This is a genomic window from Citrobacter sp. A316 (assembly GCF_002042945.1).
GTDB classification, from domain to species: domain Bacteria; phylum Pseudomonadota; class Gammaproteobacteria; order Enterobacterales; family Enterobacteriaceae; genus Citrobacter; species Citrobacter portucalensis.
Genome location: NZ_MVFZ01000003.1, coordinates 157,762 through 171,318 on the forward strand (window position 1 = coordinate 157,762; position 13,557 = coordinate 171,318).

Annotated in this window: 12 protein-coding genes; 4 read left to right on the forward strand and 8 right to left on the reverse strand. The window is 51.2% G+C overall.

Features of this window, described 5'->3' with window-relative positions:
* Positions 1–140: 140 nt before the first annotated feature.
* Positions 141–905, reverse strand: coding sequence for a phosphatidylglycerophosphatase B (gene pgpB / locus BZK41_RS04835; protein WP_079937379.1), 765 nt, complete (start codon positions 903–905; stop codon positions 141–143).
* A 201-nt stretch (positions 906–1,106) separates the two neighbouring features.
* Here pgpB and ribA point away from each other — a divergent pair, with 201 nt between their 5' ends.
* Positions 1,107–1,697 (forward strand): GTP cyclohydrolase II, encoded by a 591-nt coding sequence (ribA, locus tag BZK41_RS04840; protein ID WP_079937380.1) that lies wholly within the window; start codon positions 1,107–1,109, stop codon positions 1,695–1,697.
* A 49-nt stretch (positions 1,698–1,746) separates the two neighbouring features.
* Here the strand turns inward: ribA and acnA are convergent, their stop codons facing one another.
* The 5 genes from acnA to topA form a co-directional block, all read right to left on the reverse strand.
* Positions 1,747–4,422, reverse strand: coding sequence for an aconitate hydratase AcnA (gene acnA, locus BZK41_RS04845; RefSeq protein ID WP_079937381.1), 2,676 nt, complete (start codon positions 4,420–4,422; stop codon positions 1,747–1,749).
* Positions 4,423–4,731: 309 nt separating this feature from the next.
* Entirely contained in the window at positions 4,732–4,902 is a 171-nt protein-coding gene (locus BZK41_RS27225; protein WP_172313083.1) for a hypothetical protein, read from the reverse strand.
* Between the two features lie 2 nt (positions 4,903–4,904).
* Positions 4,905–5,045: a YmiA family putative membrane protein gene (locus tag BZK41_RS04850; protein ID WP_213732144.1), complete on the reverse strand. Its 141-nt coding sequence runs from the start codon at positions 5,043–5,045 to the stop codon at positions 4,905–4,907.
* 314 nt (positions 5,046–5,359) lie between these two features.
* Positions 5,360–6,334: an HTH-type transcriptional regulator CysB gene (gene cysB / locus BZK41_RS04855; protein WP_003020610.1), complete on the reverse strand. Its 975-nt coding sequence runs from the start codon at positions 6,332–6,334 to the stop codon at positions 5,360–5,362.
* A gap of 208 nt (positions 6,335–6,542) precedes the next feature.
* Positions 6,543–9,140, reverse strand: coding sequence for a type I DNA topoisomerase (gene topA / locus BZK41_RS04860; RefSeq protein WP_079937382.1), 2,598 nt, complete (start codon positions 9,138–9,140; stop codon positions 6,543–6,545).
* Between the two features lie 398 nt (positions 9,141–9,538).
* On the opposite strand from topA, the gene BZK41_RS04865 reads away from it, so the two are divergent.
* Positions 9,539–9,790 carry a YciN family protein gene (locus BZK41_RS04865; protein ID WP_003020616.1) on the forward strand — a complete coding sequence of 84 codons (252 nt, stop codon included), beginning with the start codon at positions 9,539–9,541 and terminating at the stop codon, positions 9,788–9,790.
* Between the two features lie 108 nt (positions 9,791–9,898).
* On the opposite strand, the gene sohB is transcribed toward BZK41_RS04865, so the two are convergent.
* Entirely contained in the window at positions 9,899–10,945 is a 1,047-nt protein-coding gene (gene sohB / locus BZK41_RS04870) for a protease SohB (protein WP_079937383.1), read from the reverse strand.
* Positions 10,946–11,166: 221 nt separating this feature from the next.
* Here sohB and BZK41_RS04875 point away from each other — a divergent pair, with 221 nt between their 5' ends.
* Together BZK41_RS04875 and cobO are read left to right on the forward strand one after the other, a co-directional pair.
* Positions 11,167–11,928: a YciK family oxidoreductase gene (locus tag BZK41_RS04875; protein WP_008784935.1), complete on the forward strand. Its 762-nt coding sequence runs from the start codon at positions 11,167–11,169 to the stop codon at positions 11,926–11,928.
* Positions 11,925–12,515, forward strand: a complete 591-nt coding sequence (cobO, locus tag BZK41_RS04880) for a cob(I)yrinic acid a,c-diamide adenosyltransferase (RefSeq protein ID WP_079937384.1) — start codon at positions 11,925–11,927, stop codon at positions 12,513–12,515. The genes BZK41_RS04875 and cobO overlap by 4 nt, the downstream gene beginning before the upstream one ends.
* 83 nt (positions 12,516–12,598) lie before the next feature.
* Here the strand turns inward: cobO and rluB are convergent, their stop codons facing one another.
* Positions 12,599–13,474, reverse strand: a complete 876-nt coding sequence (rluB, locus tag BZK41_RS04885; RefSeq protein ID WP_003020625.1) for a 23S rRNA pseudouridine(2605) synthase RluB — start codon at positions 13,472–13,474, stop codon at positions 12,599–12,601.
* Positions 13,475–13,557: the final 83 nt, after the last annotated feature.

A 13,557-nucleotide genomic window follows, 5' to 3' on the forward strand; every position in this document is an offset into this window, starting at 1 on the left:
CGTTATGTGGTTTAAGCGAATAAATCGTGTACAACTTACCGCGTTGAGCCCTTTAAATTACCATTTTCACAACGAGTGCGAAACGGAAAAGCGCTTTCCCCTTTCTGATTTAAGGGCAAAATTCGAAAAATCAATCATGGCTAACTTTCTTGTTCGCGCTGAGCGATTTCTTTTTCCTCCTGCACAGGCGGCGTTAATGGTCCGCATACCCGCTGCGCAAGCCATGTCGCCAGCGTTACCAGCAACCATGAAATCAGCGTTGCAACGACCAAATCACGGGGCCAGTGCATGCCTAATAGTAAGCGACTGCCCATAACACCCGTAGCCCAGATAAGTAAAAATACGATCGTCAGCGTACGTCGGCGTGGCCATAACAGCCCTACTGCCAGTAAAGCCCAGCTGGCAGCAAACATCGTATGCCCTGACGGAAAGGCAAAACCCGTTTCTTTTTGCCAGTGCTTACGTAGAAACGTCGGGATATCCTGTTGTTCGGCCAATTGCTCTTTAACTAAGTGCCCACGATCTTTACGTTTTAAAGTGTAGAACTCATCAACCGGGATATGGTGCGTTTTTTCCAGCCACACGACAAAGGGCCGAGGTTCCTGCACCCTGTCTTTTACCCATGACTTCACGCCCTGACCGACTAAAATTGCCGCCGCCAGGATCGCAAACAGCATTACCGCAGCTTTCAGACGAAAACGCAGACACCACAAAAACCATACACAGAGCACAACGTGAGTGATAATACCCCACGGTTGCGTTACCGTTTCCGTTACCCAGTACAGAGATTTTAACCACCAGACGTTGTGTCCCGGCTGCCAGTTCCAGCCTGATACCCATACGGCAACCGGCATAATAAGTAGCAGCCCGGCCCCGACCGCAGTGCGCTTTGCAATTGAAAGCATTGCCTCTCCTTTCGTCGATAAGTCTCACAATCATAACTGAAAAAAGCGCATGCCGGGGAAATTGACAATTTTGTGCCATTCCAAAAGCGAATCCGTTGTCGCGATTAGGTGAACATCGTTGCCTTATGGCAAAATAGTGCAATACAGAACAGAAGCCAACAGGCGACGGCACGACAGTGCCAGCATAATCTGGAGAATTACATGCAGCTTAAACGTGTGGCAGAAGCCAAACTGCCAACCCCCTGGGGTGATTTCCTGATGGTGGGATTTGAAGAACTGGCAACCGGACACGATCACGTCGCACTGGTTTTTGGCGATATCACAGGCCAAACGCCTGTCCTGGCGCGTGTCCACTCCGAATGTTTGACCGGCGATGCATTGTTTAGCCTGCGTTGCGATTGCGGCTTCCAGCTAGAAGCGGCTCTCACCCATATTGCTGAAGAAGGGCGCGGTATCCTGCTTTATCACCGTCAGGAAGGACGCAATATCGGCCTGCTCAATAAAATCCGCGCCTACGCGTTGCAGGACCAGGGTTATGATACCGTTGAGGCTAACCATCAGTTAGGCTTTGCGGCAGATGAGCGTGATTTCACGCTGTGTGCAGATATGTTCAAGCTGCTGGGCGTGGACGAAGTTCGTTTGCTGACCAATAACCCGAAGAAAGTGGAAATCCTGACCGAAGCGGGAATCAATATTATTGAACGCGTGCCGCTGATTGTGGGTCGTAACCCGAACAATGAACATTACCTGGACACCAAAGCCGCCAAGATGGGACATCTGCTGGGCAAGTAATGGCTGTCGCCACCGATAAAAAAGCCTGCTTTCGCAGGCTTTTTACATTTTAGTTCAACATATTACGAATCACGTAATGCAGAATGCCATCGTTTTGGTAGTAAGTTAGCTCCGTCGCAGTATCGATACGGCAGCGGCATAAAACCACCTCTTTACGTCCATCCGAACGAACCATACTCACCGGCACTGTTGCGCCCGGCTTGATGTTTTGCAGGTCAGTAATATCGATCGCTTCCTCACCGGTTAGTCCCAGCGTTTTGCGCGTGACGCCCTGTGGGAATTCCAGCGGCAAAATCCCCATACCAATCAGGTTAGAACGGTGAATTCGCTCAAAGGACTCAGCGATAACCACGCGAACCCCCAGCAAGCGCGGGCCTTTTGCCGCCCAGTCACGACTGGATCCGGAACCATACTCTTTACCGGCAATGACCGCCAGAGGGATGTTCTCCTGCTGATATTGCATAGCCGCATCATAGATAGCCACTACCTCAGTTCCTGGCAAATGACGCGTCATCCCACCTTCCACGCCGGGAACCATCTCATTACGAATACGAATATTGGCAAAGGTACCGCGCATCATCACTTCATGATTCCCGCGTCGTGAACCGTAAGAGTTAAAATCTTTACGCTCAACGCCGTGGCTTTGCAGATAGCGGCCTGCCGGGCTATCCGGCTTGATACTGCCAGCAGGAGAAATATGGTCGGTGGTGACCGAATCCCCAAGCATTGCGAGGATACGCGCACCATGAATGTCCTGGACCGGATCCGGCGTAGCCTGCATACCATCGAAGAACGGCGACAAGCGGATATAAGTTGAGTCAGACTGCCAGCCATAGGTATCAGCCCGATCAACCTGGATAGCTTTCCATTCCGGCGTGCCCTCAAAGACTTCAGCGTACTCTTTATGGAACATGGCGGTAGAAACCTGCTCCACGGCACGGGCAATTTCCTGAGCGGTCGGCCAGATATCTTTCAGATATACGGGATCGCCTTTTCTGTCATGACCTAACGGATCTTTCGTCAGGTTGATATTCATATTTCCCGCCAGCGCGTAGGCCACCACCAGCGGCGGAGACGCCAACCAGTTGGTCTTCACGAGCGGATGGATACGCCCCTCAAAGTTTCGGTTGCCGGAAAGCACCGCACCAACGGTGAGGTCGCCTTTTTTGATGGCTGTCTCGATAGGATCGGGTAACGGACCCGAGTTACCAATACAGGTGGTACAGCCATAGCCTACAAGGTTAAATCCCAGCTCATCAAGATACGGCGTGAACCCAGCCTGCGCCAGATAATCAGACACCACCTTCGATCCTGGCGCCAGGGAGGCTTTCACCCACGGCTGACGCTTCAGACCAAGCGTTACTGCTTTATTCGCTAGCAGTCCCGCCGCCATCAATACGCTTGGGTTAGAGGTATTGGTACAGGAAGTGATCGCCGCAATGACCACCGCACCATCCGGAAGCTGGTACTGGTGACCGTTCATTGTATAGTCCACTGGCTGGCGATCTTTCAGCGAGCTATTCACTTCGAGTTCATTACTCGCCGAAAACGCTTTCGGGACATCAGCCAGTGCTACCCGATCCTGCGGACGCTTCGGTCCGGCAAGGCTTGCCTCCACGCTTCCCATATCCAGCTCCAGAGAACTGGTAAACACAGGTTCATCACCAGGGTTACGCCACATGCCCTGCGCTTTGGCATAGGCGCTCACCAACTCAACCTGCTCCTCACTGCGCCCACTCAGACGCATATATTCAAGAGTGATGCTATCGATCGGGAAGAAACCGCAGGTTGCGCCGTATTCCGGTGACATATTCGCAATGGTTGCCCGGTCGGCCAGCGGTAAGGTGTCCAGGCCATCACCGTAGAATTCAACAAATTTACCGACCACGCCGTGCTTACGCAGCATCTGGGTGACGGTCAGAACCAGGTCAGTCGCGGTGATACCTTCCCGAAGCTTGCCCACCAGTTTAAAGCCCACAACATCCGGGATAAGCATTGAGACGGGTTGACCCAGCATTGCCGCTTCGGCTTCAATACCTCCAACGCCCCAGCCCAGTACACCGAGACCATTAATCATCGTCGTATGGGAATCGGTACCGACCAACGTGTCAGGGTAAGCCACCCACTCACCGTCCTGTAACTCGCTCCAGACGGCTTTGCCGAGGTATTCAAGGTTAACCTGATGGCAAATCCCCGTCCCCGGCGGCACAACGCTGAAGCGACTAAATGCCTGCTGTCCCCATTTCAGGAACACATAACGCTCATGGTTACGTTCCATTTCCAGGCGAACGTTTTCTTCGAAAGCATCATCATCACCAAAACGGTCCACCGTTACCGAGTGGTCAATGACAAGGTCCACTGGTGAAAGCGGATTCACTTTTGCTGTATCTCCGCCCAAACGTTTCACCGCTTCGCGCATGGCGGCCAGATCGACCACCGCCGGCACGCCGGTAAAATCTTGCATCAAAACGCGAGCGGGTCGATAGGCAATTTCACGATCGGCATGGGCAGTCTTCAGCCAATGCGCGAGCGCATGAATGTCTTCTTCAGTAACAGAATTTCCGTCCTGCCAACGAAGCAGGTTTTCCAGCAAAACTTTTAGCGACTTAGGTAGGCGGGTGATATCACCCAGTGATTTCGCGGCCAGCGGCAGACTGTAGTAACGGTAGGTTTTATCTTTAACCTGCAATGTGTCCTTACTGGCTTCTCGTAGGGTCGACGACATAGCTCCTCCTTAAATGACAGGGTTGGATCCCCTGATTTTCTTCAGGGTTAGTATTAAAGATAACACAAACAAAATGTAACGCTTTGATAACAACTCAAATTGATAAAAGTGGCGCGCGATACAAAATCGCGAAGTGAGGTCAATGGTGAGTAGAAAGATGTAAGCGGCGCAGATTAATGGGATGAATATTCAGCAGGCAATAGCGCAATCGATAATACGTTGATTAGTTGGTTGATGGCGATTACATGGATAAATGATTCGATATTCAAGGCCACAAGGTAATCGTTATTATTATAAAATACGTACGAATTATTGTTTCTGTTCATCATCATCCGTTAACAGATCAATAAACGCCCGTTGTTCAGGAGAAAGGTCCCAGGATTCGGGTATCTTCGGCCCCTTCTCGGCGACAGTTTTGCTCTCGTGTTCATGTTCATGTGACGCTGGCGTCACAGTAGAGTGCTGCTCCGGTGCGGACATACTTACCCCCACACGTTCCAGGCTACGAGTGCGACAATAATCCAGAATATCGCAGAACCAAGAAACACGGCGAACCAGGCTTTACGTTTCATCGCGGGATCCCGGCGTGCAGGCTGGTTTCCTGAAGGCATCGCTAACCTCATACTATCGAAATCACTTATCATTTAGGCACCAAACAATTGGTACAACTAATCATCAGATAGGAGGAATCCTAATAAAAAAGGCGAAAAAAAGCCAGTTAATTTTCGGACTCGATCTGATAAATAAATCAATTGTTTGATCAATTATGAATATTTGAGAGTGATTTTTGGCAAGCTGACTAATTTGAAACTACTTTAGAGAACTTTTTCCATAAATAATATATGGTTAATATATGTGGGGAGAAATAATGAATAAATTCAAACTCTGCGTCGGTATCGCTTTATGCTTATGGATACCGACGAGGTTACAGCCGTTATTATTTCTCAGGCAATTTTATATCTTTAAACATGGCTTCAATATCATCGTTGGAACGCAGCGCCACCGCCGTGTCCACCACATCACGCGTCAGATGCGGCGCGAAACGTTGAATGAAATCATACATGTAACTGCGTAAGAAGGTGCTACGACGAAAACCAATTTTGGTGGTGCTATGGCTGAAAATATCATGCGCATCCACACGTACCAGGTCAGGATCGGAAACAGGATCAACCGCCATACTGGCAATCACACCCACGCCGAGGCCCAGACGAACATAGGTTTTAATGACATCAGCATCGGTCGCGGTAAAGACAATACGCGGCTCCAGACCCGCACGGTTAAACGCGGTGTCCAGCTCCGAACGTCCGGTAAATCCAAAGGTGTAGGTGACCAGCGGATACTGCGCCAGTTCCTCAATAGAAACCGAGGATTTTCCCGCCAACGGATGATCCGGCGTGACGACGATCGAACGGTTCCAGTGGTAGCAAGGTAACATCACCAGGTCGTCATACAGGTGCAAGGCTTCTGTCGCGATAGCAAAATCCGCGTTCCCTTTCGATACTGCTTCGGCGATTTGCGTCGGCGATCCCTGGTGCATATGCAATGAAACACGAGGATATCGCTCAATAAAACCTTTAATCACGTTCGGTAATGCGTAACGTGCCTGAGTATGCGTGGTGGCAATATATAGCGAACCTTTGTCCGGCCAGGTATGTTCACCAGCAACAGACTTAATGGCGTCCACCTTAGACAGAACTTCGCGCGCAATACGGATGACTTCCTGCCCCGCTGGCGTGACCTGGGTCAGATGCTTACCGCTACGGGCAAAAATCTGGATGCCAAGTTCATCTTCCAGCATACGAACTTGCTTACTGATACCAGGCTGGGAGGTATAGAGTCCTTCCGCCGTTGAGGAGACATTAAGGTTGTGGTTCACCACCTCAACGATGTAGCGAAGCTGCTGTAATTTCATGTTAAGACATCCCGATTTGCGCCATCAAATCATCGTTTCTGAGCAGGCTTGCGGGCGCTGCTAATACGATTTAATAATAAAAAGCCTGTTAACTATAACCACTATATCATTTATATGTACGCTGTATAGGTATGACAAAAAATAATACGCCAGAAACAAAAAGGGCCGCTTACGCGACCCTTTGAGGAGGAATTCAGCCTGGGTGCTGTTATTTCTTCCCTTCTACCCATTTACCGTCAACGAAGAACGCGGACCAGCCAGTCGCCTTACCGTCTTTCTCAGCAGCAACGTATTGCTGCTTGGTTTTACGGCTGAAACGAACCATGGACTTGTTACCATCCGGGTCAGTTTGCGGTGCGTCTGCCAGATAACGCAGTTTTTCCGGCAGGCGATCGCGGAAGCGGTACAACTCTTCTACCAACGGCGCACGAGTCTCACGTGATTTCGGGAACGTATTGGCCGCCAGGAAGATACCTGCAGCACCATCACGTAACACGAAATACGCGTCAGATTTTTCACACGGCAGTTCCGGCAGCGGAACCGGATCTTCTTTCGGCGGAGCGATTTCACCGTTACGCAGGATCTTACGGGTGTTTTTACACTCGTCGTTAGTACAAGCCATGTACTTGCCGAAACGTCCCATTTTCAGGTGCATTTCAGAACCACATTTTTCGCACTCTACGATAGGACCGTCATAACCCTTGATACGGAATTCACCCTCTTCGATCTCGTAGCCATCGCAGGTTGGGTTATTACCACACACATGCAATTTACGCTTAGGATCGATGAGATAACTGTCCATTGCCGTACCGCACTTCTGGCAGCGGCGTTTGGCGCGCAATGCGTTCGTTTCCGCGTCGTCGCCTTCCAGGACGTTCAACACTTCGTTTTCCGGCACCAGGTTAATGGTGGTTTTGCAACGCTCTTTCGGGGAAAGTGCGTAGCCAGAGCAACCAAGGAAAACGCCGGTACTGGCGGTACGAATACCCATCTTGCGTCCGCAGGTCGGGCAATCAATGCTAGTCAGTACCATCTGGTTCGGACGCATACCGCCTTCTTCAGGATCTTTCTCGGCTTTATCCAGTTGCTGAGTAAAATCAGTGAAGAAGTTGTCGAGCACCCCCTTCCATTCGGCTTCGTGATTCGCCACCTGGTCGAGGCTGTCTTCCATCTGTGCGGTAAAATCGTAGTTCATCAATTCACGGAAATTTTCTTCCAGACGATCGGTGACGATTTCACCCATTTTTTCAGCGTAGAAGCGACGGTTTTCAACGCGAACATAACCACGATCCTGAATCGTAGAAATGATCGACGCATAGGTGGATGGACGACCAATGCCACGCTTTTCAAGCTCTTTAACCAGCGAAGCTTCACTGAAGCGTGCAGGCGGCTTGGTAAAGTGCTGCGCAGGCGTCAGTTCAACAAGCGTCAAGGCATCGCCTTTGTCCACCGCCGGTAAGATGCGATCTTCATCGCCCTTACGCAGTGCTGGCATCACTTTCGTCCAGCCATCGAAGCGCAGAATACGACCACGCGCCTTCAGACGGAAATCACCCGCCCCTACGGTCAGAGTGGTAGAGTCATATTTTGCTGGTGTCATCTGACAGGCAACAAACTGGCGCCAGATTAGCTGGTACAGTTTTTGCGCATCAGCTTCCATATCTTTCAGCGATTCCGCCAGTACGGCGACATCGGAAGGACGGATAGCTTCGTGCGCTTCCTGCGAGTTCTCTTTGCTGGCGTACTGATTCGCGCTTTCCGGCAGATATTTCTTACCAAAATTATCGCTGATGTAATCGCGAACCATGGTCACTGCATCCTGGCTCAGATTAGTTGAGTCAGTACGCATATAAGTGATGTAGCCCGCTTCATACAAACGCTGCGCCATCATCATGGTTTTCTTCACACCGAAGCCCAGACGCGTGCTCGCAGCCTGCTGTAGTGTGGAGGTAATGAACGGTGCGCCCGGCTTGCTGCTGGTCGGCTTATCTTCACGTTCCAGGACGCTATAGCGCGCTTTTTCCAACAAACTAACGGCGGCAAGCGTTTGTTCCCGATTTACCGGGCGGAACGGTTTATCATTTTGATGCGTCACCTCAAGCGGCAACGCGTCGCCGCCCGGCGTGGTCGTGTTAGCATCAATTTCCCAGAATTCTTCTGGAACGAATGCTTTGATTTCGCGTTCACGCTCAACCACCAGACGCACAGCCACAGACTGTACGCGACCGGCAGACAGACCACGCGCAATTTTTTTCCACAGCAGCGGCGACACCATATAGCCCACAACACGGTCCATAAAGCGGCGCGCCTGTTGCGCATTAACACGATCGATATTCAACTCGCCCGGTTTTTCAAACGCCTGGCGAATAGCATTTTTGGTAATTTCGTTAAACACCACACGGCTGTAGCGGGTGTCGTCGCCACCGATGACTTCCCGCAGGTGCCATGCAATGGCTTCCCCTTCGCGGTCAAGGTCGGTTGCGAGATAGATGTGGTCGGCTTTTTCAGCCAGTTGCTTCAGTTCAGAAACAACTTTCTCTTTACCAGGCAGCACTTCATAGCGCGCATCCCAGTTGTGCCACGGGTCAACACCCATACGGTTGACGAGAGCGCCACGTTCATCCTTTTTGGGCTTTTTAGCCGTTTTGGTGGAGGTTGAGTCGGCGCTCTTTTTAGTTGCTGAGCCACTGGTCGGCAAATCACGGATATGACCGACGCTGGATTTCACCACGTAGTCATTACCCAGATACTTGTTGATCGTTTTGGCTTTTGCCGGGGACTCAACGATGACAAGAGCTTTACCCATATTCACCTTTACCTAATTTGATTCTTCCAGAATGCGTCGCACGTTGATTCACCTTCCACTGGCGACGAGACATCGATATGGTCTCTGCGTCGGCGGATATCAACCCCTTAAACTGATTTGCGCTTGTAATGTAACTCTCATGTAACTGAGTTAACAGGCTTTTTTTCTCACAAACGCTCTAGCGCGACGAAGTATTGGTCGAATGTCAAGCAAATCTGTTGCCAGATTGACGAAAGCGTCACACTGTACCTGATAAAATGCGTTACGCAACTTTATTAGCATGCAAAAACAAATCTCGCCAGTTGTAACACTGTCGTAAAACCTTCATTTATGTCAGGGAATATTTGCCCATAAGGCGGGCTCAGCGTAGACTAATGTCCTTGTTTAAGGAGTAAATCATGCATAAAGACACTCAACCCATCGATCGCGAAACACTGCTGATTGAAGCCAACAAAATCATTCGTGAGCATGAGGACACGCTGGCGGGGATTGTCGCCACCGGCGTTACGCAGCGAAACGGCGTGCTGGTTTTCAGCGGAGATTACTTTTTAGACGAGCAAGGGCTACCAACGCCCAAAAGTACGGCTGTGTTTAATATGTTTAAACACCTGGCGCACGTACTTTCTGAAAAGTATCACTTGATCGATTAACACGAGAAATAATTTGCCGGATGGCGGCAACGCCTTATCCAGCCTACATTGATGCATATTTGTAGGCCGGATAGGATATGTGAGCATCGCTATCCGGCAATGAAAATTTTACATCAGTGGCTTCTGCCCTCGCTGCCACCAGCGCATCAGCAAACGATCGGCGCTCTCCGCCGCACTACCGGTAAAACGATCCATCAGCTTTTTACGCTGCAGATAGCGAACGTTCAACACTTCACGACCTTCCATCAGCCCGAGGATCACCTCATCGCTGGTATTGATCTCATCCACCAGCCCATTTGCCAGCGCCTGTTGACCAAACCAGTGTTCACCCGTGGCAACCTGCTCAATGTCCAGAGTCGGACGCATGCGATGCACAAAATCTTTAAACAGATGATGCGTTTCGTTCAGATCCTCGCGGAATTTCTGCCGTCCTTCTTCCGTGTTTTCACCGAGTAAGGTCAGCGTACGCTTGTACTGTCCGGCGGTGTGCAGTTCGATATCAATATCTTTCCCTTTCAGGAAGCGATTAAAGTTCGGGATCTGCGCCACCACGCCAATTGAGCCGATGATAGCAAACGGCGCCGAGACAATTTTATCTGCCACGCAGGCCATCATATATCCGCCGCTCGCAGCGACTTTATCCACCGTGACGGTCAACGGTATCTGCTTATCGCGCAGACGTTGCAATTGCGAAGCAGCCAGGCCATAGCCATGTACCACACCACCCGGGCTTTCCAGACGAACCACCACCTGATCCTGAGGTTTAACAACCGCCAGCACAGCCGTCACCTCTTCGCGTAATGAGCTAACCTCATGGGCATCCATACTGCCTTTAAAATCAAGCACCCATACACGAGGTTTATCTGATGACGTGCTGTCACCCAGTTTCGCTTTTGCCTTGGCGGCCTTCGCCTCCAGCTTCTGTTTCTTTTTCTGCGCCTTATGCCAGAATTTTTGCTGATGCCCATCCAATAAGGCCAGCGACAGATCTTCCTTCATCTCTTTATATTGATCGCTGAGGTTAATAACCCGCAATTCCCCACGCTGACGTTTGCGTTGTGTCGCGTTTACGATCAGCATCACCACCACTGCAATAGCCACCACGACAGTGACAATTTTTGCCAAAAACAGCCCATATTCAGACAACAATTCCACGAGACCCACCTTGGTTAAACAACGCGACTTCCGCTCAGTGTACAACAGGCGTGTCACCTCGTCTTGCTTCATACATCCAGTGCTGAATCAGTAAAAAGCATGACAAAGTGTTCATTTTGCGGTGTTATTGCCTTTAGCTGATTGAAAAAGTACAGGGTTTAAGGCATAAAGCCCAAAAGTTATCGCGAACGAGATGGCCAGGACGTCGCCGAGGAGTAGCCGTGCATTACCAACCTAAACAAGACCTTTTACAAGGCCGCATTATTCTTGTCACCGGTGCCAGCGATGGTATCGGACGCGAAGCTGCGCAGACCTATGCACGCTACGGCGCGACCGTTATCCTGCTTGGGCGTAACGAAGAAAAACTGCGTCAGGTTGCCCGCACTATCGCCGATGAAAACGGAACACAACCACAGTGGTTTACACTGGATTTACTGACCTGTACCTCTGAAGAATGTCACCAGCTTGCGCAGCGCATTGCCGCACATTTCCCGCGTCTGGATGGTGTACTGCATAACGCCGGATTACTCGGCGATATTTGTCCAATGAGCGAGCAAAACCCGCAGGTCTGGCAGGATGTGATGCAGGTAAATGTGAATGCCACTTTTATGCTAACTCAGGCATTGCTGCCGTTGTTACTCAAATCCGATGCCGGATCGCTGGTCTTTACCTCTTCCAGCGTCGGTCGCCAGGGACGCGCCAATTGGGGAGCATATGCCACCTCAAAGTTTGCTACCGAAGGGATGATGCAGGTTCTGGCTGATGAGTATCAAAACCGTCATCTGCGCGTTAACTGTATCAATCCTGGTGGAACGCGAACTGGCATGCGAGCCAGCGCATTCCCCACGGAAGATCCACAAAAATTGAAAACTCCCGCCGATATTATGCCGCTCTACCTGTGGCTGATGGGCGATGACAGCCGCCGTAAAACCGGTATGACTTTTGATGCCCAGCCGGGCCGTAAACCAGGAATTGCCCAATGAGTGAAGAACGCTATCAGCAACGTCAACAGCGCGTAAAAGATCGGGTTGACGCACGCGTTGCCGCCGCTACGGACGAGCGCGGGATCATCATCGTATTCACCGGAAATGGTAAGGGTAAAACCACCGCCGCATTCGGTACCGCCACGCGCGCGGTGGGCCACAGTAAAAAAGTCGGCGTCGTACAATTTATTAAAGGTACGTGGCCAAACGGAGAACGTAACTTACTTGAACCCCACGGCGTAGAGTTTCAGGTTATGGCGACAGGATTTACCTGGGAAACGCAAAACCGTGAGTCCGACACCGCGGCCTGTATGGCCGTGTGGGAACACGGCAAGCGGATGCTGGCCGACGATGAACTGGATATGGTGGTGCTGGACGAGCTGACCTATATGGTGGCATACGACTATCTGCCGCTTGAAGAGGTTATCAATGCCCTAAACGCGCGCCCTGCCCATCAAACGGTGATTATCACCGGCCGTGGATGTCATCGCGATATTCTGGAGTTAGCGGATACGGTCAGCGAGCTGCGCCCAATCAAGCATGCGTTTGAAGCGGGCGTGAAGGCACAGATAGGGATCGATTACTGACACCAGGCCGGATAAGGCGCTTGCGCCGCATCCGGCTCCACGCTAACGCCTGATGGCGTTTTGCTTATCAGGCCTGGTCATGATTAACCGTTGTTGCTACGGCCACCTGGGCGACGGCTGCTGCCGACCTGTGAGTGGCGCTTCACCGCACGACGGATCTGATTTGCCTTCATGCGACGACGATCTTTCTCGACGGCAACTTTAGAAGTCGTTTCCGGCTTCAGCTCCACCAGTTCACGCAGATAGTTGGTCTGCGCGAGGTCAAGCTCCGTCCAGCCACCACGCGGCAGACCTTTCGGCAGCGGGATATCACCGTAACGAACACGAATAAGACGGCTTACCTGTACACCTACAGCTTCCCACAGGCGACGGACTTCACGGTTACGCCCTTCGGTCAACGTAACGTTATACCACTGGTTAATCCCTTCACCACCGCTGAACTTGATCGTTTTAAATGCCGCCGGACCATCTTCCAGCTGCACGCCACGACTCAGGTCGCGCAGTTTTGCATCATCAACCTGACCAAACACACGTACCGCATATTCACGTTCAACTTCGCGGCTTGGATGCATCAGACGGTTAGCCAGTTCACCATCGGTGGTAAACAGCAGTAAACCGCAGGTATTCACGTCCAGGCGCCCTACGGCAATCCAGCGCGCATCACGCAGTTTTGGTAAACGATCGAACACGGTCGGGCGACCTTCCGGGTCGTTACGGGTACACAGTTCGCCTTCTGGCTTGTAATAGGCCAGAACGCGGCAGATTTGCTCCGCAGACTCTTTAACCGAAATCAGATGGCCGTCGATACGGATTTTCAGACCCGGAGTGACTTCAACGCGATCGCCGAGCGTGGCAATTTTGCCATCAACGCTCACGCGACCCGCGGCAATAATAGATTCGATTTCACGGCGAGAACCGTGGCCAGCGCGCGCCAGCACTTTTTGTAACTTTTCGCTCATAGAGCTTCCTTTAGATGTCGCCTTCACAGGCGTCGAACAGGAGAATCAACGGCGCCAGTCAGCGCCATTTTAAGGCCGCGTAG